Source organism: Clostridium sp. AM25-23AC, from assembly GCF_003435125.1.
GTDB classification, from domain to species: domain Bacteria; phylum Bacillota; class Clostridia; order Lachnospirales; family Lachnospiraceae; genus Pilosibacter; species Pilosibacter fragilis.
In genome coordinates this window covers 16896-41371 of sequence record NZ_QWGI01000020.1, presented here as the reverse complement: position 1 = coordinate 41371, position 24476 = coordinate 16896, and the positions used below count along the sequence as shown (strand labels likewise).

Annotated in this window: 36 protein-coding genes; all 36 read right to left on the bottom strand. The window is 40.8% G+C overall.

The annotated features are described in order from the left end of the window. Positions 1-8 precede the first annotated feature (8 nt). The gene (locus DW677_RS12590; protein WP_117469751.1) at positions 9-1754 is read right to left on the bottom strand and encodes a terminase TerL endonuclease subunit; all 1746 of its coding nucleotides are present in this window, start codon (positions 1752-1754) and stop codon (positions 9-11) included. Positions 1755-1766: 12 nt separating this feature from the next. Continuing rightward, positions 1767-2180: a hypothetical protein gene (locus DW677_RS12585; RefSeq protein WP_117567499.1), complete on the bottom strand. Its 414-nt coding sequence runs from the start codon at positions 2178-2180 to the stop codon at positions 1767-1769. Then, positions 2177-2716, bottom strand: a complete 540-nt coding sequence (locus DW677_RS12580) for a structural protein (protein ID WP_117567498.1) — start codon at positions 2714-2716, stop codon at positions 2177-2179. The genes DW677_RS12585 and DW677_RS12580 overlap by 4 nt, the downstream gene beginning before the upstream one ends. Before the next feature lie 14 nt (positions 2717-2730). Beyond that, a complete protein-coding gene (locus DW677_RS12575) occupies positions 2731-2949 on the bottom strand; it encodes an SH3 domain-containing protein (protein WP_117567497.1) in 219 nt (72 codons plus the stop codon). A 10-nt stretch (positions 2950-2959) separates the two neighbouring features. After that, positions 2960-3376 carry a hypothetical protein gene (locus tag DW677_RS12570; protein ID WP_347473192.1) on the bottom strand — a complete coding sequence of 139 codons (417 nt, stop codon included), beginning with the start codon at positions 3374-3376 and terminating at the stop codon, positions 2960-2962. Next, the gene (locus DW677_RS12565) at positions 3366-3698 is read right to left on the bottom strand and encodes a hypothetical protein (RefSeq protein WP_319021197.1); all 333 of its coding nucleotides are present in this window, start codon (positions 3696-3698) and stop codon (positions 3366-3368) included. Before DW677_RS12565 ends, DW677_RS12570 begins: the two co-directional genes overlap by 11 nt. Positions 3699-4032: 334 nt before the next feature. Continuing rightward, complete coding sequence (locus tag DW677_RS12560) at positions 4033-4299, bottom strand: hypothetical protein (protein WP_117567496.1); 267 nt, start codon at positions 4297-4299, stop codon at positions 4033-4035. Positions 4300-4309: 10 nt separating this feature from the next. Further along, complete coding sequence (locus DW677_RS12555) at positions 4310-7066, bottom strand: helix-turn-helix domain-containing protein (protein WP_117567495.1); 2757 nt, start codon at positions 7064-7066, stop codon at positions 4310-4312. 3 nt (positions 7067-7069) lie between these two features. After that, positions 7070-7627 carry a DUF2800 domain-containing protein gene (locus DW677_RS12550; protein WP_117567493.1) on the bottom strand — a complete coding sequence of 186 codons (558 nt, stop codon included), beginning with the start codon at positions 7625-7627 and terminating at the stop codon, positions 7070-7072. Beyond that, entirely contained in the window at positions 7599-7889 is a 291-nt protein-coding gene (locus DW677_RS12545) for a hypothetical protein (RefSeq protein WP_006776126.1), read from the bottom strand. The genes DW677_RS12550 and DW677_RS12545 overlap by 29 nt, the downstream gene beginning before the upstream one ends. Before the next feature lie 288 nt (positions 7890-8177). After that, positions 8178-8918 (bottom strand): PASTA domain-containing protein, encoded by a 741-nt coding sequence (locus tag DW677_RS12540; protein ID WP_242992168.1) that lies wholly within the window; start codon positions 8916-8918, stop codon positions 8178-8180. Positions 8919-9014: 96 nt separating this feature from the next. Further along, entirely contained in the window at positions 9015-9203 is a 189-nt protein-coding gene (locus tag DW677_RS12535; RefSeq protein WP_117567489.1) for a hypothetical protein, read from the bottom strand. Next, entirely contained in the window at positions 9200-9478 is a 279-nt protein-coding gene (locus DW677_RS12530; protein WP_117567488.1) for a hypothetical protein, read from the bottom strand. Before DW677_RS12530 ends, DW677_RS12535 begins: the two co-directional genes overlap by 4 nt. 354 nt (positions 9479-9832) lie before the next feature. Next, positions 9833-10087, bottom strand: coding sequence for a hypothetical protein (locus DW677_RS12525; protein WP_117567487.1), 255 nt, complete (start codon positions 10085-10087; stop codon positions 9833-9835). Between the two features lie 2 nt (positions 10088-10089). Further along, complete coding sequence (locus DW677_RS12520; RefSeq protein WP_117567485.1) at positions 10090-10320, bottom strand: hypothetical protein; 231 nt, start codon at positions 10318-10320, stop codon at positions 10090-10092. Positions 10321-10325: 5 nt separating this feature from the next. Further along, positions 10326-10538, bottom strand: a complete 213-nt coding sequence (locus tag DW677_RS12515) for a hypothetical protein (RefSeq protein ID WP_117567483.1) — start codon at positions 10536-10538, stop codon at positions 10326-10328. After that, entirely contained in the window at positions 10528-10662 is a 135-nt protein-coding gene (locus DW677_RS19105) for a hypothetical protein (protein WP_278286999.1), read from the bottom strand. Before DW677_RS19105 ends, DW677_RS12515 begins: the two co-directional genes overlap by 11 nt. Beyond that, a complete protein-coding gene (locus tag DW677_RS12510; protein WP_117469762.1) occupies positions 10663-11031 on the bottom strand; it encodes a hypothetical protein in 369 nt (122 codons plus the stop codon). 151 nt (positions 11032-11182) lie between these two features. Continuing rightward, on the bottom strand, positions 11183-11404 hold the full coding sequence (locus tag DW677_RS12505) for a hypothetical protein (protein WP_117567481.1): 222 nt from the start codon (positions 11402-11404) through the stop codon (positions 11183-11185). 4 nt (positions 11405-11408) lie between these two features. Further along, entirely contained in the window at positions 11409-11624 is a 216-nt protein-coding gene (locus DW677_RS12500) for a hypothetical protein (protein WP_233434746.1), read from the bottom strand. Between the two features lie 12 nt (positions 11625-11636). Further along, the gene (locus DW677_RS12495; protein ID WP_181968354.1) at positions 11637-12398 is read right to left on the bottom strand and encodes a hypothetical protein; all 762 of its coding nucleotides are present in this window, start codon (positions 12396-12398) and stop codon (positions 11637-11639) included. Continuing rightward, positions 12395-12646, bottom strand: coding sequence for a hypothetical protein (locus tag DW677_RS12490; RefSeq protein WP_117567477.1), 252 nt, complete (start codon positions 12644-12646; stop codon positions 12395-12397). The genes DW677_RS12495 and DW677_RS12490 overlap by 4 nt, the downstream gene beginning before the upstream one ends. Positions 12647-12727: 81 nt before the next feature. Further along, entirely contained in the window at positions 12728-13201 is a 474-nt protein-coding gene (locus DW677_RS12485; protein ID WP_003500550.1) for a BRO family protein, read from the bottom strand. Further along, a complete protein-coding gene (locus DW677_RS12480) occupies positions 13198-13518 on the bottom strand; it encodes a hypothetical protein (protein WP_117567476.1) in 321 nt (106 codons plus the stop codon). Before DW677_RS12480 ends, DW677_RS12485 begins: the two co-directional genes overlap by 4 nt. Further along, on the bottom strand, positions 13505-14524 hold the full coding sequence (locus DW677_RS12475) for a hypothetical protein (protein WP_117567474.1): 1020 nt from the start codon (positions 14522-14524) through the stop codon (positions 13505-13507). The genes DW677_RS12480 and DW677_RS12475 overlap by 14 nt, the downstream gene beginning before the upstream one ends. A 13-nt stretch (positions 14525-14537) precedes the next feature. After that, positions 14538-15287, bottom strand: a complete 750-nt coding sequence (locus tag DW677_RS12470) for a hypothetical protein (protein ID WP_117567473.1) — start codon at positions 15285-15287, stop codon at positions 14538-14540. Between the two features lie 4 nt (positions 15288-15291). Continuing rightward, positions 15292-15846 (bottom strand): LemA family protein, encoded by a 555-nt coding sequence (locus DW677_RS12465; protein WP_117567471.1) that lies wholly within the window; start codon positions 15844-15846, stop codon positions 15292-15294. A 3-nt stretch (positions 15847-15849) separates the two neighbouring features. After that, positions 15850-16011, bottom strand: a complete 162-nt coding sequence (locus DW677_RS18355; protein WP_181968353.1) for a hypothetical protein — start codon at positions 16009-16011, stop codon at positions 15850-15852. A gap of 14 nt (positions 16012-16025) precedes the next feature. Beyond that, the gene (locus DW677_RS12460; protein ID WP_117567469.1) at positions 16026-16577 is read right to left on the bottom strand and encodes a DUF5662 family protein; all 552 of its coding nucleotides are present in this window, start codon (positions 16575-16577) and stop codon (positions 16026-16028) included. Beyond that, entirely contained in the window at positions 16574-16753 is a 180-nt protein-coding gene (locus tag DW677_RS12455) for a hypothetical protein (protein WP_181968352.1), read from the bottom strand. The genes DW677_RS12460 and DW677_RS12455 overlap by 4 nt, the downstream gene beginning before the upstream one ends. Continuing rightward, positions 16743-16907, bottom strand: a complete 165-nt coding sequence (locus DW677_RS18350) for a hypothetical protein (protein ID WP_015544764.1) — start codon at positions 16905-16907, stop codon at positions 16743-16745. The genes DW677_RS12455 and DW677_RS18350 overlap by 11 nt, the downstream gene beginning before the upstream one ends. A 178-nt stretch (positions 16908-17085) precedes the next feature. Then, positions 17086-18339, bottom strand: a complete 1254-nt coding sequence (locus tag DW677_RS12450; RefSeq protein WP_117567467.1) for a DEAD/DEAH box helicase family protein — start codon at positions 18337-18339, stop codon at positions 17086-17088. After that, positions 18339-18632, bottom strand: a complete 294-nt coding sequence (locus DW677_RS12445; RefSeq protein ID WP_117567466.1) for an L-tyrosine decarboxylase — start codon at positions 18630-18632, stop codon at positions 18339-18341. Before DW677_RS12445 ends, DW677_RS12450 begins: the two co-directional genes overlap by 1 nt. Then, positions 18629-19531, bottom strand: coding sequence for an N-6 DNA methylase (locus tag DW677_RS12440; protein ID WP_117567464.1), 903 nt, complete (start codon positions 19529-19531; stop codon positions 18629-18631). The genes DW677_RS12445 and DW677_RS12440 overlap by 4 nt, the downstream gene beginning before the upstream one ends. A gap of 65 nt (positions 19532-19596) precedes the next feature. After that, the gene (locus DW677_RS12435; protein ID WP_117567462.1) at positions 19597-20106 is read right to left on the bottom strand and encodes a hypothetical protein; all 510 of its coding nucleotides are present in this window, start codon (positions 20104-20106) and stop codon (positions 19597-19599) included. 21 nt (positions 20107-20127) lie between these two features. Beyond that, positions 20128-24474: a DUF5906 domain-containing protein gene (locus tag DW677_RS12430; RefSeq protein WP_117567460.1), complete on the bottom strand. Its 4347-nt coding sequence runs from the start codon at positions 24472-24474 to the stop codon at positions 20128-20130. Between the last annotated feature and the right edge of the window lie 2 nt (positions 24475-24476).

The following is a 24476-nucleotide window of genomic DNA, read 5'->3' as shown; positions in this document are numbered from 1 at the left end:
TATACCCCCTACTCGAATGCTTCCCGATTCGCCTTGAATGCGATGTACGCATCCATCATTGCGGCGACGGCGTCGATTTTTTGCTCATACCGCTTTTTCAGCAATTTACGGTTCCCGTTAGTATCTTCCAGAGTAATACAGTTTCCCATAGCAAATGTCATCAAATCCTCATCAAACAGGAGCATTCGCTCTTCTGAAAGTTTCTTCAATTCGCCAAGTGGGACAGATTCTGTCTTTGCACCCTGGATAACTTTTTCTATTCCGAATGGTCCATTTTCACTTGCCCAACGTTCAACAAATTCCTTTGCATTGTATGGGTCATAACCAAAGCATCGTACATCATAACCGCATTCAATAATATGGTTATCCAAATCCTCATATACTTCCATCATGTCAAGAACCGTCCCTTCCAACACAATAAGACTTCCCTCTTTCATAAACTGATCGTATTTAATTCTCATTGCTGCTGGGAGTTTCATCAGAGTCGATGAGGAAATGTAGTTTCTGGTTTTGACGCCGAATGATCCGTTCGACAATGGGAATAAAAATGTGAATGCACAGAAATCGTCGCCTTGTGATAAATCAGCTCCCAAAGAACATGGCATCTGCCAATAATCTCGATGGCGATGTGGGAGAGTTTCTTCATATGTAAAGTAATATGTGTATCCCTCCATAGGAAGTCCGAAGCGCTTAGCCAAAATATCGTTTCGAGCTGCCGGAGCCTTTTCTGCTCTCTCAACGTCCAGCTGATAGGTTTCATAAGAAACAGTCTTTCCAAGGTTCGGATTTGCTTTCAACCATTTATCCGGATCGGCAACCTCATCGATAGAATCCAGCTTATACCACCAGATCGATACGTGCGGATTGATATAATCCCCTTTTAGAATATCCATCAATTCCATTTTGATTGTATCGCCAGCACCGTTACGGACAGTACCCTCTGAACTGATCGCAACGATAAGGTAGTCGTTGACCTTCGATGCACCCTGTTCGATTGCTCCGATTACATCTTCTCGAATATCACCAGAAAGCCACTCGTCAACCGTCGCCACTTTAAGCTGAAGTCCCTGAAGTTTGTCGATTCTCATTGGACGAATTTCAAGAAGCGATCCAGTAAGGAAGTTTTCAATTCCTTTCTTAGTGGATGCCAATTTCATTCTATTCGCCTTTGATCCGGTTGTGTTCTGCAACGATCCTTCTGTAAGGAACTTATAGAAAGGTCCTCTTGATCTGGTAATAGCGGTTCGAATCGGGGACAACACCTCTTCTGCCTGCTTCATCGTCGGGGCTGTGGTTATCTGATGTGTCGTTGTGACATCAACATTTAAGAAGAAATTCTGCAAGCATGAACCATACATTGACTTTGCAGCACCTCTGGCCACTATGAGATATTGCTTATTAACTAATCTTTTTCGGATAGACTTGGTGACATAATGTCCGCCATGACCATCTTCATAAGGTTCGTATACACTTCTCTCAACAAAATAGTACCAGCCGAAAATCTGCTCAGCCCAAACTTTAAATGTGTCAAGCAGTTTCAAATCTGAACCGTCAGTTAAAGTAAGCTCATTCTCGCAATAACTGATAAACCCCTCTACTGCTTGATCGTCGTAATAAATTCCAGGATTTGCAATGAGATCATCGATTCGGTTCATCTCCATCTCGATTTCTCGGCATACCGGAATTTCGCCACGAATTACGGCATCACGAAACATGCCGTAGTATTTCGGGACGGCAGTGTTCGATAACGCCATTATTTTCTTCTCCTACTTCTTCTTATTCGGGTTTGCAGCGATGTACTGTGCGGCCTCTTTAAGATTGAATTCTTTTGTCATTGCAGTCTTTACGGCATAGGTCATTGCTCCAGCCGCAGCCACAGTCAACGCTTTCTTTCCGGATGCAGAAAGAATTTCTGACACATACTTTCTACCAGGTGCGATGTCGTCTTCTGTAAGATTCTTAAACTCGCGTTCTAATTTAAGTCTCTCAATCTTTTTCTTCAGATCGGCATCGGACATTGTACGCCGATTCTTAACAGCAGCTTTACGTGCTGATACCTCATTCTTATCATCTGAAGATTTGGAAGAATGTCCTCTGGCTCTTGCAAGCTGTGCTTCTGATCTTCGAACTCCCCATTTCATTCCAAGAATTCCATGGTGTGCTAAATAGGTGTTATTCATTTTGAATCTCCCTCCTTTGCGATGTAACTGGTAACACCTCCGCTGGCATTGGATGTCTGATAATATGGAACTTCATGAATCACAAGGTCTTCGCTAAGCACCTTTCCAGATGTATCCAAAGTTTGAGTCTGATGCGCCTTTGGCGTAACTTCGTACGATCCAGAATAATGCTCAGGCTCGTCCGGATCGGTGTCATCGTTTTCCGCAGCAACATTTAGACGCCATTCGTACTCACTGATTTGTGTTTTATAACACTCCAGCACGGCCGAACTAAGCGGCGGATCGAAAAGAAGTTTGACCTTCAAATGCATATAAGATTTGACAAGCATGTATTTGGATTCATCAGAAATGAAATCTTTCCACGTTGCACTCTTATCTTCGATCATGAAACCTTTGGATGGACCGACACCAAGCTGTGTAAGAATTGAGAACACAGAATTGATGTGCATGACCAAATCTGCATCGAAATGTTCATACTCCTCTGCGATACCGAGTAATTTCTTGATTGATGTCAGTACACTATCTGTAATATTCATGATCGCACCTCCATCTAACAGAGTTTTATAAACTCACTCATGCAATACCCGCTGATACCATCCACAGTCTTTACTTTATAAAAACCGGAAACAGACTCATCGTTGCATACCTTCACAACTGTATCCGAACCGATGATTCCTAATGATCTGGATGCCTGCGTCGGGTCTTTGCGAATGTTTAAATTCATACAATTTACCACAACACCCATAAGTGGCTTCTTGTTTCCTTCCATAATTTTCCTCCTAATGCCTCCATGGGCATGTATCATTTTTTCGTCGTTCATTTGGAACTGTTAAAAGTAGTTTCTCATCTCCATAATGTATAGCATTGTGGGTCGATAAAGTTGTTGCAATTAGATACTCTGGATTCAGAACCAAATCGGTCCGCAACAGTATATCCTGCTGCCTTATTGGGTTCATGTGATGAATGAGAATCTTTCCACGAATCTCGTAACCATCCAATCCAAGATCACATCCATTATCACGAATAATAATTTTTCTCCGAATGTCCTTCCATTCTTGAGAATTGTAAAATATCTGATTAAGGTATCTATCGAATCCGAATGTCTCTTCGCCAACTACTCCATCCAAACGAAGATACTCGTATCGTTCATTAAAGGTTGGAATCTGCAAGAGTTCTGAATAGCATCTAAGCATCATCCACCTCATCTCCATGACCGCTATAACCACGAAATGCTTTTAATGCATCCGCATACAGTTTCTCAGAATTTTCAATAGATTTCAGATTCTGTGTCTTTGCCTCTATCAGTTCCTTCTGTTTTTCCAAAATCTCTTTTTCGATTCTTTCTTTCGTTGAACCGAGCTTTAAATAGTGAGTAATTACCTGAGATGAAGCTGTTCCCTCTCGTAACTGCTTTTCAGCCAAGTCAACCGCCAATGAAACAAGCTGATTTTCTCTCGCTTCTGGCGTTAATGCTGGACGCATCATCCTAGAAGACTCGGATTGCTTTGCTTTCCTCAAAGTTGATGCCTCCTTCCATTTAGTTGTTCGTTACTTCTGTGATAGTTCTCACATACTTTTCCAGTATTTAAAAGGACCTACAAATCATGACAATGCTACTCAACGAAAGGAGAACTAACTTTGAGCCGATCCCACAGAAACCGTTGTCAAATATCATGAGTTATAGACCCTTGTAAACACTGGAACAGCTGAAAAGGCTCCCTAAAAATACCCTCCGGGGAAATTTTAAAGACCACCGCGATATGGGTGGGGGTATGTTTTTTAGACACCCCCCTATACCCCTTTTAGTTATGCACTGGCGGTTTCGGCTTTTGATATGCCGACGAAATCACTTTTAGGAAGCTTTTTCTTTATTTTCATTTGTTTCTGATTTACTTGTAACCTTTCGATAGATATTCTGGAAATCATAACGGATTATCTCATCAATAGCTCGCTCTACTTCCTTGTTGTTCTCTTCATCCGACAACTGATCCGATGTTCGAGCGATTCGACCAAGGTAAGCAGTTGTGTGATAACCTTTTTCTTCATCGAACATGAACCATTGAGTGAACTGTTCAAACGGATCATAAGGATTATCAAAAGTTGTAAGCGCAAATCTCATCTTACTTAGTTCACTCCTTTCCATTCAAATACTTAGAAACTGTCGAAGAAGAAACCCCAAGAGCTTCCGCAATCTCTGAAGTGCTGTAGCCAGATGCGCTAAGTGCAGCGATACGATTCTGTTTAGCTGTGCTCAGAGCAGTGCTTGCACGAGGAGTCGCTCTCTGACGAATAGTATCGGTATTCGTGTTATTCAGAATTTGCGTAAGCTTATTCTCAGAAATTGCTCCGGCCTGGATGGCTTCCCATTCTTTATCCGTAATTTCGATGTTAGATCTCTTAGCCCCTACAGAACTTCTTGCCTGTGCCAGAGCCTGCTGACTTGCCTTCTTAACTTCGGCTTTTGTCATATCCGGATTGTCTTTTCTCTTAGCCGCAACAGTAGCATTCGCCATTGTCTGAGCCTGCCTCTCTCTAGGAGCATTTGCCAAAGCCAAATCCAGCTTAGCATTTAAAGAGTTTACTTCTTCATAATAAGTTGCCTTAGCAGACGCAGAATAAGCAATTTTACCTGTACTCATCATCTCCCTACGAGCCTGGTTAGCTAAAGACTTCATAGAATTTGCATAATCGGCATAAGCTTCTTCCTGGGGGGTACCTGAAGAAAGTGTACGGGCATCTTTTGTTTCAGCCATCTTTGTACTCTTCTGAGTTCTCACCTGAATTTTTCCATTCTTATCGACATACTCTTCCTTAACAGACTTGTATGACAAAGAACCATCTTCATTGATTGTCGGGGAACCTTTTCTCTTAAGAACCTGTGTCTCAGATTTTGCTCTTGAAATGAGGGTAGATGCACCTTCATGGTAACGACCTTCTGAATCCACATTTCCCTGATACTTCTTCTTAAGAGAAGCGATACCGTTATCGATTTCACTCTGCTTATAATCCAGTTTGTGTTTCTCGGCATCAATTACAACCATACTGTGACGAACTGCCCTCGCTAATTCATCCTGTGTGGCTCCCTTCAGAGTCATATCAGTAATCAGATTCGATACTTTACCCATTTCTGTCTGAGTATTTCTCATAATCTTATACTCTTTACCATTACGGTAATAGTGATCTACACCATCGACATCCTTCTTAACGGTTCCACCATAAGCGTCTTTGGTATCGAAACCTTCCAAACCTTTTAATGGAGAAGTGGAAGTAATCTTTACCTTACTCTTTGTGGAGTTGCAAGGAATTACCATTACGGTATCACCATCAAAGTCTGCTCCTGACAAACGGTCTGCATTCTTCTTATTGATACCGATTGCATCTGCCGGCGTGTTTCCGAGAACGCTTTTTCCTTCAGCCAGTTTATTGTTGACTTTCAGAATAGGAATCTCAAAAGTTCCACCATGCGGGTATCGGATCAATGCAACCGTTTCTCCATCTTTGTAGTTTGGAGCATACACCTCATTATCTTTAATTGTCGTTAATGGAAGAATTACCTGATACTTCTGACGAGGTAACGCTGCTGCCTGTAAATGTACGGCGGCTGCATCACAATCATCAGCAAATGATTTCAACAGAGCCTTCTTTACTGTTGGGTTTGTCAGCGAACAGATTTCGTCATATTCAGCCTGCTTATCGGCTTTTGCTAAACCTAACTGTTTTTTGATAAGTGTTAAACTCTGCTTGGAAAGAAACTGTGACGGAAGTGTCTTACTCCATTCACCCCAATCGCCTTCTTCTGCTCGTTTATTGATCAGAGAAAGGGACTGTTTCTTTCCGGTTACAGGATCTGTATACTTACCCTTTGGATCATCGTAATAGCTCTGACCACCATGCTCCTTAATCAAGGAACCAAACGGATTATCCGGGTCATCCTTAATCTTCTTAAGAACATCTTTGGTTGGCGTACCAGACTTTTTGTTAGTGTTGAAAATCACATCAACACCATCCGGCATATTATCAGAGTAAACAGCCATACCTTTAAGGTAGTGGGTTCCGTCTACCATAATGCGAACCTGTGCATAGTGGGAATCGCCTAAAGACAGGTCTTTCACACCTCTACGAAGTTCGATTACGCCATCCTTATCGACACCACCCTGATCAGCATAGCGGATCTGTAGGCGCTTTGAATCCATACTGGCTGGATACTCAAAAGATTTTCTGAAGGACTCTCCATTGTCATAGGAAATGTAGTCTCTTACAGAATGGACATTCTCAAAGTCATAAATATCTTTATGCTCGGTACCTGGTGGACAAATGACCTTGATATTGGTCTGCTTTCCGGGATTGGTAACCTGTGGAACACCGCCTCCATAAATTGGATAGCCTTCCAGTTCCAGCATATAAAGAGCCTGATTCAGTTTTTCTTTTGACACGCCAAGCTCTCTTTCAACGCCGGTTCCGACATCGATCATTCCCTTTTCTTCGATAAGTTTCCGCAGAACATCCGCAGTGGCCTTAGCCTGGTTCATTCTGTTTTCAGAAGTTTCGTTCAATAAAGATCGGACAGATGAGTCATTAGCGAATCCCATCTTATCGGCAATTTCATTCAAACTGTAACCCTTCTCGCGAAGACCTTTTGCGGTTGCTACCTGAAGAGCACGACGCTCATCTTTTGCGAGGCTCATCTGAGTACGAAGCTGTGTGGTAGTCAAACCCATATTCTTAGCTATGTCGGTTTCGCTCATTCCGGATTTTTTCAATTCCTGAACACGGCTAAGAAAGTCACCACTATGCTGATACGGATTTTCTCCAGAACCATAAGGGTAACGCCCAGAACGCCGTGGCATACCATAATGCATTAAAATATCTTCCACGATGGAATTCATAGCTTACCCCTCCTGTTCTCTGATTCTTTTAATCACCTTATCAAAAGTAATGATTCTGTCCATGATTGGAACGATATCCTCAGCCGTTGGATTATGGTACAGAATTTCATTGTTCTGATAAATTCGCAATTCCATTTCAATATCCGCAGGCTTCACTTTATATTCCAAACAAAAAAGAGCCGCATATATTTCAAGCTGCTCCATGTGTGCCGGAATCTTTCCGGTCTTCAAATCGTGAATTCTTAAGAAATTATTCCGAAACAAAATTGCATCAGCTGTGCCAAAACAATTATCGGAATAGTAAAGGATCTGTTCCGGCGTCATCTTAAAGCCAATAGCGTCATTCACATACATATTTAATGTCTGCTTCGATTTTGGCAATTTCTGATTGAGCATAATGCACTGAGCCGCAAATGCATGTAATACAGTTCCTTTTTGTGTGGCAAGGAAATTCCGATATGCTTCCGCAACTTTATCCTCACCATAATTTATCCAGTGATATTTACTGGCACCAAGAAAGGCGTGCTGTCCTTCAAGGTTCGAATGATTGTTGAAGTTCATCCAGTACCTCCTCTTTATTTTCTGGACATATAAATCTTGAAAATGACATCTGATTCATACGGTCCACATAATATTCCTGATTCGGCTGCTTCTTTGCGCCAGCACTTTTTTTACATTCTAAGGAAGCCCATTTGTCTTTATGCAGAACCAGCAGATCTGGAATTCCCTGAATATACGTCGGGTCATTTTTCATCACAATACACCCCGGAAATCTTTCTTTCAGTTCCTTGATCAAATTTGCCTGGAACTTATTTTCCAACATAATGGAGCCTCCTTTCAATTTTCTAAAAACTCAAAAGAGGATGTGGTATTTAATAAAAATGCCTATTTATCCTCTCTCTTCATAAAAGGGCATGTTTTTTTCGCGCGCAAAAAAGAGCATAAAAAAAAGACAGAGACACGATTAAGCATCTCTGTCCAAATATGTAGTTGTCAGCTGTTATTTCTTAAATACCGGATCAGTATCCAAATCAACCATAAGCCACCGGTACACAATGTAAGAATCACATCAAGGATTAACCCAGCCGTGCTACGCTTTTTCTTTCCACCTTTACTCATCTATCGTTTCTCCTTTCTCAGCTTCTATAGCTTTTCGATCTTTCTTAAATATCTTTCCTAAACCACTCTTAGCAGAATCCATAGTTTCAGAAACACTTTCTTTCAAACGTTCTTTCTTCTCCTGCTTCTCAGCGGCCTTCTGTTCTTTAGCCTCCTGTTTAATACGAACGTCATCATCAAATATCTTTTGGCTCTCCTCGATAACTTCAGCCGTTATGTATCTCAGACAAACAGTTGTGCCGACTTTCACCTTAGCGCCCTGCTTAGGATTTGAGTCTATGACTTGGGTATCCTCGTAATCTCGATACTTTGGATCTGCTTCTTTCATACGAAGCTTACTCTTTGAAACTTTCAAGCCACGTTCGGTTAATAATTCTTCAGCCTGTTCCAGGTCTATCGGAAATCCCTTACGATATAATTCTGGAATGATAACTTTCGTATCTATTTTCTCAGTCGGCTTATTCTGAGCATTATCTATTGCTTTTTCAACCAAAGGTGTAACCGCAGTAATCAAACCGCCAACGGCTCCGATTGCTCCTATGACACCCGAAATATTCTTATTTGATTTCGTTCCCATACAATCACCCTTTTCATACTCAAGTAGGAATTTAGGGCAAATAAAAAGTGCGCCCCAATTTGAGAGACGCACCGAAAAAGCGCATCTCTTATTGTTGCCACACAATCCTCTTCGCCGTTCAAGGGTACGAGTAAAAGAGAATACACTTTTTACCAAAGTTATTCCTCGAACGCGATTTCATTATTAGATTGTGTGGCTCTTATAGTATAGCATGAAGCACACAAAATGGAAAGCGGATTCTGTAGCCAGATCCTAGGCTGCAAGCATCTTAGCTCGCTTTGCCATATCATCATAAACCACCTTGGTTCCGTCTGCTAAATATACGACAATGCTCATGTAGTTGTACGGACGATAATCCTGGGCTTCTTTTGATAACCGCGGATACACCGATTTGAAATTATTGAAAATATCTTTCCATGTCACTTTACGCTTTACATTCACGGCAAACCTCCTACTATTGGATACAATGCTCCAAATGGATATCCACAATAGATGCCTCCAGCACCTGAGTAGAAATCTCTAGGAATGGTATAGCCAAACATCAGATCATCAAAAGATCGATATGGCGGATTATCAACCCGCAGCCACCCTTGTGACATAAGTATTTCGTTCTTCATCATCACATACGCACCTTTCGGAATATCTTTATCCACTCGCAAATGATACTGAAAATGCTCGCATAACCAATCCTCGACCAATTTCTTGTCATTCGTCACGAAATCACCTCTTTCTTGCTTCTGGTCAAAAACCCACTTTTATTCGCCTATTACTATATATTTTTAAACTTTCTATCATAATAGTTTGGTATTAAAAGTGGGAAAGTGGGCAGAAAACCCGCAAACCCGCATAAATACTTGGTTTTCACTGGTCAAATCCGGGTTTTTAAAAGTGGGCAAAACCGGGCAAATGGCCAGAAATTTGACCAAAATTCATAAATTTTCTCCAAATCGACACCGATTTTCAGCTCCGGTCAAAAATATCCGGGCTTTGGTCAAATCCTAAAACCCAAAAGTGGGCAGAAAAATGACCTGCTACTACAAAGATTTTTAACCTAGATTAGCTGAAACCAGTCAGAAATTCCTCCTCTGATACGGTAAATTTCGTCTTCCGACCGGCTTATAAGTGTACGTAGACCTCGTAGAATCCGGCAAACGTCTGTGGGATTTACACTTCCAAACGATATGAATTTTCCGCTTCTCTTCACTCTGCTCGATTTGTCCTGAAACAGAATTCAACGCCTCCGCCAATTTTTTCAGTGGTTCCATAGCCTTAACCCAAGCTTCAGATAATGCTGCACATGCTTTCTGTAACTCTTCTACTGTCATAATCATATCTCCTTTACATCATAAACACGACTTAATGATACTTTAGTGATTTTGCCGTCCTTTTGAACCATTGCATAGTCTCCGCTCCAAAATCCAGTCCCGATCTGTAATAATTCATAAATATCGGTATTTAATTTACATTTACTGCAATCATCAACCACATTAAACATTTCCTGAGTTGCAATGCAAGCAGAACAGGTTGAGCGATCAGATCTTACCTTACAGATTTTCATCTCACCTACCTCCAAACCTTTCCCGTTCTCTTATCCTTCAGCACAACTCGTCCCTCGATATGGAAATCTGCCAATTCACAAAGTGAAAACAGAGTGTTCAGTAACTGATGAAACCTCACATCGTCCTTGTCCTGTTCCTGCTCCACGTTCTTAATCGCGTTATAAGCTGTCGGATCATTGTAACCCTCTGCATTTTTTCTGTCATCCTTAGCTGTCATCTCTACCTCCCCATCTCATAGAATCGTCCATCCACATTGCAGCATTCATAACAGATAAAACAATATATCCGCCTAAAACAAGAATAGCTGCCAAAATGATAATTCCTAAAATTAAATATCCCATTTACTTACCCTCCACTTCTTCTAATCGCACTCCACCATATATCCAAAGATCTTCTTTGAGCTTGTCCATGTCTAACTCATCGTTTTGCCACTTTTCATAATATTCGAGAACATGCTCTGTAAACTCCGGAATCCGCTTTGCATATGTCTTCGTCCAATAGTGATCCATCAACACTTCAAGCGGCAGAGTAAGCAGAAGGATCATCGCCTGATTGATAGCATCATTCGTAGCCTCCTGCTTAACTCTATCCAGTTCACCAGATATCTTTTCTCGAACCAGGGCATCTAATTGAGCTCTTGTCAGATTGTATGTAGCGGTCTTAGCTTTCTGCTCGCACTTCTGTGCCCTTCTCCTTTCAGCCCGGCTCATATAGCCGCCTCCTTAATTCATAATGCAATTTTCTCTTGATACAAATAATAAAATGCCCAACATCAAGGTAAATAAAAAGAACGTTGCATCCCATTCAATCGGGATTGTCAACGCTCCAAGTACAATGAATATGATTCCGTATATCTTATTCTTAATTAAGTCCCTTCTCAACATTGTCTTTCTCCTCTTTTGACTTTGCGATGCCAGCTGCTACATCATCCATTTTTATCATAACACCGGCTTCTTTGAACCTTCCGTATGCTTTGGCTGTAGCACAATGCTCAATACATTTCATGATGCGATCTACCAAAGCATATAAACATACATAGACGATAAGAAACATGATAATAAGCTGCATAAATGTAAAGTTCATAGATTTAATCCTCCTTTTTATAACCGAACACATAGATATTGACCGTGTCTAAAATAGCTTCATCGTTCTCAATTCCGGTAACCGTCATTTCTAAAATCTTGTCAGAAAGGGTCTCGGTGATAAACTCTTTTCTGAGTAAACAAATTTCATCCTCTTCACCCAACACGAGTCGAACATCGTTCCACTTTACAAGCGGTAAAATATCTTTCACTTTAACCATCCTTTTCACTGTTCAATCCTCCGTTTTTCTTTTATAGATATAACCCTTGCTACTATTTCTAGCCGCTCCCTGTAATGCGTTAATTGAATTGAGATCTAAACCGGATGAAGACATAATAATCTCAGAATATGGCAGTGTCTCGATCCACTTGCAGAAATCACACCACTCATCCAGCTTATGTCCTCGACGGCTCTTATAAATATTTGCCAGAACTTCATAATTCATCATGACATTGCGTGTCTGATTATAGCTGCTCGGGAGAAGCTGAATCATCTGCCACCAAATATCTTTCTTGCTCGGGCACCCTTTAATCTCAAAATCATCTGCGTTATATTCAATATATAATTTTCGATAATCGTTTAATGCCTTTATTGTTTCTTCCAGTAATGCTTTGGTGCGGATATCGAGATGCTCACAACTGAAATCATCCATTGTAAATTCCTTAGCCTGGATTTTATGCATGGTACTGCAACTATTAGCGACCGTTCCGACTTTGTAAGTATCAAATTCTTTCCACCAATATAACGGTGCTGTGATTCTCACGTACACCGGCAACATTCTCATAAATTTTCTATGATCTGTACCAGCGTTAGCTAAGCGTTGCATGAGTGAGTGATCATTCTCACCAAGATCAAACCCGACAATATCGTATCCAGCGGTTACGTATTCACTATCGCTCTTCCCCCAAGAATTCATAGGATTACGCACCCCTTCAATAATAAATTTCATCTGTTCCGGACTTGCCATAACCACATGCTCTAATTTAATACTCATTCGCAATACCCTCCCAGTTCGATATTTACAAGTTTTTCAGCTTCGATTTCCAAAATATTTACTTCGATATCTGATACATTCTCAACGATGGTTATCTGCCCTCTTGCAATTTCTTTTTCGTAAAGTTCTTTAATTATTAGATCTTTAGCTGCTTCTGCTACGTCTTTTTTCGTATAGATACCAAATATATTTTCTATATGTCCATATCCATCGTAATAGGTATTTCCATGAACCACATATAAAATCATCTTGTTCCCCTTTCAAAATATCCAGATCCCCACCAATCTGGATTATTATGCCCCTGTGTTCGGCATAGCCCACATTTTCAATTACTCTTCTTCCTTCTCATAAGGAATCTGGATCACATCCCCGCCAGGAACTGTGACCGACTGCATAAGCTGACCGGTTTCCTCATCGAAGTAAATGTTATCCATAGCGTGATCCCACTCTTCAAACTGCTCAGCGATGTTTCTACCCTTTTCCTTTCGCATGTTGATAAGCTCATCATGAACCACACGTCTCCAGGATCTTGCGATTTCCATACGACTCTGTGCAAGGATGTTGTACAGACCATTCTCAGTCACAAAGTTGACGGAACGTCTCTGGCCTGCTACTACCAAAGGTAGTTTCAGCTTTTCATCTTCCTCGCACATTTCGAGCATTCTCCACTCGTTACCGCTACTGTAGCCTATAGCATGACTAATATCTTTTGCCTTGAACAGCGGAGCGTCCAGATCTCCATATACATTAAGGCGCTTTCCTCCAAACGAAATACTTCCGGCAATTTTAATCTCTTTACTCATCTCTGTTTGTTCCTTTCTCTTTGTAATTTAACATCCATAGCCTTCTGCAACTCTTCTGGTGTAATATTAAAAATGGACTTAAGGAATTCCAGGCAAATATAAGCATCTGCCATCTCTTCCAAAAGCCCAATTCTGTTATCATACCCTCGAATCTGTTTACTGATTGCTTGCGTAAGTTCTGCGAATTCCTCCATAGCAATCGTACACTTTAATTTCCACGGCTGACTCTCAACGCTTCTTCTGATAATTCTTCGCCGCTCTTTATCCGACAACTCGATATGGTTTTTCATGCACTGGATAAATCTATTTCGATCCATCGGTTGCCTCCATCCGAGCTTTAGCAGCTTCCTTTCGCTCCTTGTACTCCGTTTCATCAATTTCAGCAAAGCCTTTCGGAGCTTCTTTGAAATATCGGTTGATTGCCACCTTTTCCATAGACGGAGTGATTACGTATAGAATTCCGACGGTATCATAATCACCTTTCGCCGGATCTACAAGGAAATCCTCCGTATAAATCTTAAAGGCTCTATCAGCCGGCATATAAGGCATAGTGATCGGATACAGTTCGTCCATAACAGTATCAATCAGTCCACTGTGATATGGAGCATCCTGACAGTTGATGTTCACGCCATGATAGCGATCCACATCTCTGTACTTAACCGTGCCGTCAGCATACACGTACTTAAATAAGGAAGACATGCGTTTGCACTGATAGTTACGCTCTTCTCCCTTCAGACCACTCATATCAGAAATATCACTCCATACCTCGTCGGTATCATCAATCGGAAGAAGCGGCTTGTTGTTGATGAGACGGTTCAGAATAGCCTTAGTCAGACCAATACTGAAACCAGAATGACCGTCCTCACACAGAGAGCCAAAGGCTTTCAATGCACTTTCATAGCAAGCACAACCATAATCCCACTCCCCGCCTTTTCTGTCCGGCTTCTCTCGACGGCAAGCAATGGCAACCTCGTTTTCAGCCCAACGCTCCATGCTTGATTTTTCACGGCAGGAACCGATAGAGCGGTTGCGATCGTCTATGTACTCATTTGCAAATATCTTTCTGCAATTTCCGCCAAATGCTTCCACGATTTCCGGAAGATTATCATTTACAGCATCAAAGATCAGTCCGTACTTTTTACACCACTCCACAGCCTCTTTTGTCTGCTCTTCATTTCTGGATGTCCAAAGAATCAGCTTTTCTCCGTTAGCCTGTCTCTTTTTCAGATACTCGATGAGCTCCTCGTTCGGCATACCAATCTCCGGCCACTTGTTCTCGCATAAAGTTCCGTCAAAATCTACTGCAATAATATTCTGTTTCATTTATTTTCTCCTTTCAGTTTTCAATCCATTCGTTATCGATATAGTAAAAACCAAATACGCATAGTCCGATAACAATTATCCAAATCACCCAGAATAACCATAGTTCCCAATCTCTTTCCAAATAATCAACAGTTTCTTCAATGGTGCTGTTTTCATAAAATGAAGAATTATCAGATATGGTTTTATCCCGTAATTCAGTAAATATGGTTCCTATATATTCCGTATCAACTCCATAATACTTATGCCGGACATGACTTGATTCTTTTATAGTGTCAATATGTTCAGTACTTGGAAACTCTACCTTGTTCGATGGGAAGATGTGTCCTAAAAATGTAATTTCCGAACATCTTTGTTCTTCGCTTCCTGCATAGTCCCAAGACCAATAAGTTTCAGTTTTGGTATGTGTCTTTCCTTTAGAATCGGTTGTAGTGACGGTTCGTGTATGCATATTGTAATGTTCCTCTATTTTTTCTATATACATATACTCTCCGTTAATTTCTGGATATGAAACAGTATCCACAGCCTTCAAATCTCCATAAACGAACGCATAACCGACGTTGGTTATCATCCCATATTCAAACAGATCAGAGCTTTCGATTTTAATAGCTTTATTGTACTTTTCGTTCCGATCCAGAATATAGTTTGAAATTCTCCCAGAAATCACAAAACCAATAAGAAGCATCATTGCAATTATGGATATACTTGCCAGAATCTCACGCTTAGTAATTTCAAAATCTCCAAAATCAAAGCCTCTATTTTTCATGGTATCAATCTCCAAATAAATTTTGAGGCGCATCTACAGGAGCACCATAATCAAGGTACTGATACTGCTGCGTTTCATATCCCAAAATATTTAAAAAGAATCGAGTAGGAAATTTTCTAACATAGCGATTGTATTCTTTAATCTGCTTGTTATAATTTTCTCTATATTCGGCGATTAAATTTTCAGTAATGGACAATTCATTCATCAGTTCCTTGTAATTTTCATTGGATTTTAATTCTGGATATGCCTCTGTAACAGCCGTTATTGCAGTGGTTACATTTTCAAGGTTGGTTGTTTTCCCTCGACCTTCTACAATAGCCGTAAGAGTTTCTGCCTCATGCTTATCGTACTGCTTAACACAATCAGCCAGATTATATACAAGGTCGACTCTCCTTTTTTCCTGTACCTTGATGTCAGAATCAGCCGTATTGACCTGCTCCTCCATTGCAAACGCTTTGTTTTGTGCTCCCTGTACTCCAAAAATACACATAAAAATAACCGCTATAATTCCAGCGGCCACGATAAGTACCAGTTTCCAATTTTCTTTAATTGCTTTCATATTCTACTCATCCTCCTTAATAATCCCGATAAATTCCACTTGCTCTTCTGCCAGACTTACGAAATACCTTTTTCCCTTATAATCGACGATGTCACCCTCGTACTTATAGTTCTTGTCAGGCTCTGAAGCATACGCCAAGATGTTTATTTTTGTCGTTCTATTCATAGCTCCTCCAAAAATCAAGCTCCAGGTTGCATGGCTGATTGATCTGCATACTGCAATGCCTGAAGCTTTTTCTTCATATTGTCTAAAATATATTCAACTGTGATTTTCGTTGTCTGCGCCAGTTTTATATACTTAGAATGTTCCTCGTACCACTTGAATATCTCATAGAGATTTCCACTCTGCCAACTGAATGACCACCAATCACAAATCATCTCAATGATGTAATCGTATGGCATTTCCAAAACGGTCTCCAGTTCACCGTCTTCCATATCGTCATGGATAAGAACCCAGTGCTGCCAATGATGTGGATTCCGGTGAATGTGAAGTAACCATGCTCTCTGATACCGCTGTACAACTTCATAAGAGCGATTATTTCCATAGAAATATGCATCGTATGCCTCATACTCATCCGGCTCGTTCTTAGACTGATCATGAGCAAATTCCGTATTCCACCCGGCGGTGAGTGTATTTGTCATAAGTCCAGGTAAATTCTCAGAAAGCCAGTCGAACCCTCTTTTCACATTAGCTCGATGTCTGGCTAAATATTGATCGTACTGAAAGCTCACTTTTGACCCTCCTTCTTTTTCGTTGTTATTAACCTTTCATAAAGCTCTCTCGCTTCATCTCCTTGGAAAGCATTGATAATCTCTACAGACTGATTCATCCGTTTTCTTCCCACAACCATTACTCCAGTATCGTTTTTGTTTGAAAAATCAACACTAACTAATATACTATCTACCATTTTCAGCCTCCTTCCAGTAAACAGGTTTATCTGAATTGGCATTCATCGGCTCTGCCAAACAGTCGTTACACGGATCAAATTTTTCTTCGAGATCCTTATGCTCGCAGGTTTTGCAATAGGTTTTGAAATCAACCTCTTTGTAAATATTTTCCATAAGCTATTCCTTTCACATATAGTAGCGGAGCCAGATCGCATACCATACCTGCTCGTATGTACAGTTGGATAATAAGGTTTTAAATTCCTCCTCCGATAGAGACTTTATCCGAAATGACATAACTCGCAAAAATACAATGATGTTCCTAAGGACTTCTATCATCTGTGTCACCTCCGCTTTATGCTGCCATACCAGATGACTGCTCAAATACTATGGGCTTTTTATTGATCCATTTGGTCTCATTAAATGTTTTCTTATCTTTCAATGCTTTGCTGATAGCAAGATCGATACCAGACCGAGATTTCAAATGGTAGTAATACAGATCCGTATATGGCGTATTCATTCTGTCTATTCGACCGGCAGACTGTGCCATGATCTTATACGAATAATTCTGAGAATAGAATATAATCGTGTCCGTCGTAATACAGTTCCATCCTTCAGCCCCAGCATTGTATTGAACTAAATATACCCACGCATCGCTAGTCGGCACTGGCTGATGTTTGTGGCCGTTCCACTCTCCGACTTCATATCCAGAGAATATCTCTTTCAGAAGCTCGAGCTCATAATCGAAATTGTAAAATATAATCGCTTTCGGATGCTTCTCCACAATTTCAAGTAAAGCTATTTGTCTGGACTGATCGGTGTTTACAATTTTTCTCCATACATAGCACAGACCAGCAGCATTGATAATTGGTTCTTTTTTAAACGGGTCCCATCTGGTTTTTCCGACATCTTTATATCTTTCGATATTGTACTTGACATAAATATCCTCGTGATGCGAAACCGTCTGGCGCTTAAAATCCATATTCACCAAGATTTTGTTTCGCAGTCGAATCAATCTTCCAGTATTCAAATATCGGTCAATTTTAGGAAATTTGCTGAATCGGCTATAGACTATATGCTCTCTTGTAAATTCGCTTCGGTTTTTATAAAATCCATTAGCCACAAATACTGGAATATAATCCTGCCAGGTATCACCAGGTGTTGCAGATAACAGTATCCACTCATTTACCTTAGCTATTTTCAAGAATGCTTTAACCCATGTTCCAGAGCCTATAACACGCTGCTCATCAAATATAAAGAAAGCGTCCTTAACATCTGCATACTTCTTGATGTTGTTCCAGGAATCAATCACAACCTTATTAGTATACAAGTTCTCTTCTTTATCCGTTGATAATAGAAACGGCGAGAGTTCCTCTTCCCATTCAAAGGTGTCTCGTTTCCTAGCGGTTGTGATTATGTACAAATCCTTAATGTTCACATCGTCCATAGGAACATACTCATCCGTTCCAAGCTCTCCGCCATTTCGAACATAATAGTAGGCCAACGAAGTTCTGGATTTTCCGCTACCAACACCACCACAAAGTATGCAGCCATTTCGCATTCGTCGTACAGCTTCTTCCTGATAGTCCCGTAATTCTACGCCAGCCATCACACACCTTTCGTGATGAATACATCTTCTACCTCGACTTCGTAGCCATCTCCATCCAGATCTGCTTTTGGACCATACAAGAGCATACAGGTTGTGATGGTTTCGTCACTCTGATTCTCTGAACGATAGAACTCATACAGGCAGTCCAGCACTTTTTTGGTGATAGATAATTTACGACAATCGTACACAACTTTGCTTAAATCTGAAACGCCCATGATTTTAGCAACATTGTCATAAAGCTCGCTGATTCCGCATGTACACTGCTCTTTTGAAATAGAATATCTTTTTTTCATTCGTCATCACCCTTTCCAAATAACTTGTTAATCTGACGGAGCATTCTTCTGGTACTCCATACGTCTGAGAAATACATAGGTGTATACCAATAATTTTCATATGAATCGTCCGTAGACATTGGGTCAGTTATCGAGTTACCTATTTTTATAAATCCAGCCAATCCAAGAAGCGAGATTTGGATATAACACATCAGCCCAACAATTTCATCAATGTCCTGTGCAACTACTAAAATATGATTCTGGTAGTTCCTCGGCGGATCACAATGTTCAAGTTGCTTTCGTATTACATGCACACCGGCAATCAAAGTTGCTCCAGCACCGCAGCATGGATCGTTAATTGAGATATAACCATACTGCTCTATCTTTTCTAAAGCATCAGTCGCTACCACTTCGGCCATAAGTTCGCAAACATGATACGGTGTGAAGAATTGACCGGCCGAACGATTTCCAAGATCCAACCGCATAAACATTTTTCCGAGAAAATCCTGCTCTTGATTCTGATCCAGAGCCATGGTCGTATATGCTGCTAATTCTGGAAATATAGCCTGCTCTTCTTTTGAATACTGATGAATAATTTTTAGATACCGCTTCTCTCTTTGGTCGTAGTTGTCCTTGTCCAAAACATTCGAGATTGAACATGCATGAAGTAAAATATAATCTCCCCACACATCCCATGCCCGATGTCTGTATGTAAGTTTCTGAAAAGATTTTAAAAATTTATCTTCCCAGTCAATTTTGGGTTCGGATTTCGTAGTTACTTCCGGTGGTTTCTCATCCTTCTTTTTCGTTTCACCGAAAGTTGGTTGCCACCTAGGCGGCGGTTCTTTTGCTTTGAATGTTTTAGGTACCGTAGTCTTAATCTGTGGTTTTGACTTCGGCTTTTTCTTATTCCAAAACATAAATTTTCTCCTTTCATAAAGTAAGAGTGCCGGCTTTTACACCGACACCCTCAAAATATGATTTTTTAATTGAATGGAATATCTTCCTCCTCATCAGAATCATCATAACGACGATTCTTAGCATATTTAGAACTAATCGGATCGTCATCAACTTTCTGAAACACTTCCATACTCTTAACGTACAAAGATTTGCCATTTGGACCTTCATACGGATTTAATACAACATTTACGCTCTCGACCCACATATCATCAATAACACTTACGGATTCAGCGTCCAGTAGAGTGGCGTTTTCTTCTTCGGTAACTAAATATATTTTGGGCGGCCATGGGCTATCGTAATTAACTTTGATGACCACATAGTATCTAGGAATGAATCCTTCTTCTTCGCCTTCTTTAGGCTTAGTTAATTTAACATTATATCCCTCGTCAATCAGCCTTCTTGCCTGCTCAATGTCCGGAATGACAAGATTTGCTTTTCTCTGATCATTTCCAAAACGGTCTCTTTTTGGATCTCCAGAAAAGTTCGTGTCATAAATAAATTTAGCACCTTCGATAATTACAAGATTTGTTCTCATTTTAGTCTCCTTTAATTTTTTTTAATTTTCCGGCGGATTCATTGCGTGCTTCATCACAATATCTGAAATATCGTAATCAAGGTCACAATCCATATGGAAGTTATCGTTGTTGAAATGCGGGCAGTCGAAGCATGTCCGATACTTATCCTCTCCGCAAGGCATAGCCCATGGAACAACACAATCGACATCAGCGTCGTTGGCGCCAAGCTCTGGGATATACGGATCATCAGATACAAACCACTCGAAGTCTCCGTACTGAGAAATGGTCTTTACAGCCTCGTCAACCAGCTTGTCATAATAGGATCGGTCAATGCCGTCTTCCTTGCCAAGTTCTTTTACCATCTCCGATTCCATCCAACGATAGCCTTTAGAACCGGTCGCAGCATAATAACGACCGTCTTTTTCTCTCATCAGAAGTCCAGCTCCATATCCATCTTTCATCGGACAGAACTGACCAACCTTTCCAATAAAGTGATAATCGTGTCCTTTTTCAATCAATGGCGTAAGCTTCTGGCATGTGGCTTCAAAAGTGGTGTCAGATAACAGTCCTTTCTTATAATCACTTTCTGCCTTGCTGAATTCTTTTTCTTCTTTACTGACATCCGGTAACTCCTCATTCAGATCCAAATATAAAGAGCTGCTCACAGATTTGGTCTCGCACATATCTTCAAATGCGATGGCTTCTCTGCTGAACAGCTTCTTAAATACATATGGAATCTGGAATTGAGTACCCGTTGCCGTCCACTTTCCACCTTTCTTTTTGTTGTCGCCAGGGACATAACCATACATTTTCTGGCATTCTTCTGCTGATTTATACTTAGCGATATATACGGCATCGTTGACTAAGCACATACGATCGTACGTAGCCTCGTGTTCAAATGTGTATCCATATCTCTCGCCAAAGTTCATAACAAACTGAATGATCTCCGGTGTAGCGTCCGGAATCTTAATAGAGTCCGTCTTAATATGAGCAACCTGGAATCCACGCTTCAGAACCTCATTCTTAAGGTCGATCATAAACAACGCTCCACGCTTCGCCACAATATTGTCAATGTTTCTCGGATCACGGAACGGATTATCAAAGGATGCCGATGTAAGACCGTATACGGAATTGATAGCCGTCTTCAGTGCATTGGCAAGATCCTTTGATGTCATCTCACCATCAATAACCCTCTGAATATATGGAGTAAGCTTGCCGTCCAGCATTGTATTAACAATATCCCAAGCCTCATGCTTAATGCTTACACGACCCTCAACAATATCGCGGAATGCTTTCGTAAATCTCGGTCCAAACAGAACCTCAGCAATAGCACTATGAGGATGCATTGAAGAAATATCCAGAAGTGCCGCATTTCCATACATTCCTGGAACACCCTGTGCAAATCCGCCCTCGCCTACTTCTTCTCCACGATATGTAGATTTTCCGTGGTCAAATACGTACCCAGGGAAATATGGAAGAATACTGTGAGCTTCGAACGGAACTTCGTCCTTATCATTGTACTTCCAACCATAGTGAGGCTCTTCCATCATCTTCGGGCAGGCTTCCTTAAGGAAGTCCATGCTCTCTTTATCCAACGACTCCACCGGTTCTGCCAGATTTCTGTAATGGAACTCTGACTGTGGTTTTCTGTTGTTTCCAAATATAATTCTGGTTGTAAGAGAGTTCGTAGTATCATTAACGGTCATCTCTGCTAAATCTGCCAGAATCTGTCGCGCCGTCCAGTCAGCCTCAAGATAATTAAAGGCCGCCTCAGTAGCAATAACATCGTTATCACAATACTCAGCGACCTTAATCCAAAGCTCTTCGGGAACCGGTTGATCCCATGGAAGACCAAGCTCCTGGTGATGCGTACCTGCCTTGATGATTCTTATTTTTTCATCGGAGAATCCTTTTTTCTTGAGATCGTCATCGGTGAGGTTTCCCATCTCAATTTCCAATTTCTTAAGACTCTTCTTATTACCAGCTGAAGCGAAATCATACACATCCGTATAGGATACGTTGTACGCCTCTCCAAAGAAACAGTTCCGTCCTCCGTTGATGATTTTCTGCGAAAGGTTATAGAGCTGTTCGTTTGTATAACCCATTAACCTTGCATACAGAATATGGTTATCATATCTCCGACAGTTGAAGCCAACCAGTCTGAACCGCATCAACTCCTCGATCTCACTCGGAGACGGGTTAATCATTCTTACAACAGGCTTTCCTTCGCCCTCGATTTTCCAGTTTACAAGGAATAAGTTTGGGAAAACCTCAATATCATAGAATACCAGCTTTGCATCATCATTTTTTACCGCTGTGGACGGATCTGCGGATTTAAACTGCATTTTGTTGACTAACTTAATACAGTAATCTGCCTGATGAGTGCTGTTTGCTGCAAATGCTAATACTGCATTTCGCATATCGGTGACATCGTACTTCAAATCACTTCCATACGCATCTTCCAGTATCTTGTAGATAAAATCGATACTGGGCTTAGTTCCCGGATGTATCTCTTTATTAAGATTCCGTTTGATCAGTGTTCTAAGCCCTTTCTCGCTCTTAATCGCTTCAAAATTTACCATTTTTTGTTCTCCTTTCAGCGGTAAACCGGAGCTAATTGTTGCGATAGGCAAATTATTACACTTTGACAGCATACGCCGTAAAGAGCTTTTGCCTGTGAACACCTTAACTTCAACATGGTCGTCATACACTCTGCTGAGCTGTGTCGGATCGCCGGTATAAATATAATGAAGATGTATACCTTGTCCTGACTTACTAAGCTCGGCATAGGTCGGCGGCCACTTACTTGCTTCTGCTAAATTCTTTTCAAATGACTTATTTCCAGATTCGTCTGGAATATCAAAGTCAATCACGATATGATTCTCCGGAACTTTCACATAATGAAGTTTTTTCGTATCAATTCCAGATAATTTCGTGCGAACAGAATCCCATTTTTTCTGAGGTGTTTCGTTTTCCGAAGCATACTGCGCAGGGCATTCCGAGCACACATCATCAAATATAGATTCAGTGCTATCGAATTGGATCAGTGCCGGTTTGACTGCTTCCGCTTTTTCCTCTACAGTTTCTTCTTCAAATTTTTCTGTCCTGAACCCAATGTAATAGCTCCTAACACGAGTCCCATCATCGAGATTGAAGCGTTCCTGAAAATCATGAAAATAGTTTTTAAGTTCCTCTTTGAATACCCTCTGCGAGAACGGGAACCCGACCTTGGCATCATCACAGTAGGTTTTGTACATCTCCCATGCGGCTTTCAGAGTTGTCCCGTTTTCTTTCTTAAATACATGGTACGAATCGATGATAAAGTTGTAAAAATCATTAGATGCTCCAAGCATCGTGATCGGAATATAATCGTCATAACGACCAGGATTGCTCAAATATACTTCCTGGCAATGATAAGCGATAGCTCCCAACTCAAAATCTACCTGCTTCACAATTGTTTTGTACTCTTTTGGATTCAGCTTATTTCCAGACGGTGATACATCTATCAGTCTTCGAATCAGACCCGACTTCGCATCTGTAATCTTGACCGGCTTATTCGTTCCCATAAACAGGAAACATTTAAACCGGTTTGAGTATGTGGATTTGAATTTTTCATTCACGGTCATCAACTCATGAGATACCAAGCTGTTTAATCTGGTGTTGTCCTCAATTCTCGACAAATCGCCATCGTGCTGAATAGCAACCAGAGGGTTTGTTTTAAATGCTTCCAATGCAAATGAATTGCTGGAAGATCCGAGTGCTTTTGCGTCAAATACAGAATAGTATCCGTCGAAAAGCTGCTGAATAATGTTAAGAACTGTGGATTTACCTGTTCCAGCAGCTCCGTATAAAACCATAAATTTTTGCAGTTTTTTGGATTCTCCAGATACGATTGACCCTATAGCCCACTCAATTTTTGTCCGCTCTTCTTCCGAATATAAAGTAGACATCAATTTCTCGTAAGCAGACAAATCGCCAGCTTCAAGCGGATAATTCAACTTTTTGCTGGCGTAGTCTTTTTTATTAGTTTCTGTATTGGAAAATATAAGTTTGTCATCCAACGTATGAAAGCTGTCCCTCATCTGTTTCTGACAATACTTATGCCATGAGTCGATCATACCCGACTCGGCATCCCACATATGCAGGACTTTAATATCGGAGTTAAAACGCTGGCGGTTCTCCTCAGCATATCTATCCAGTTCGCGGTCAATGAGCTGTAAGGCATCTTGCTCGTCCGTAGACCATAAACCACGTTCCTCAATCCAGATAGCATAGAAATCACCACCTCGAATCATTAGATCGGTGCTTTTTTTTATAATGAACTTTGGATAGATTTCTATTACTCCACGTTTCGTTGAACGTGTTGAAATCACCATAAAGTCGATCATCG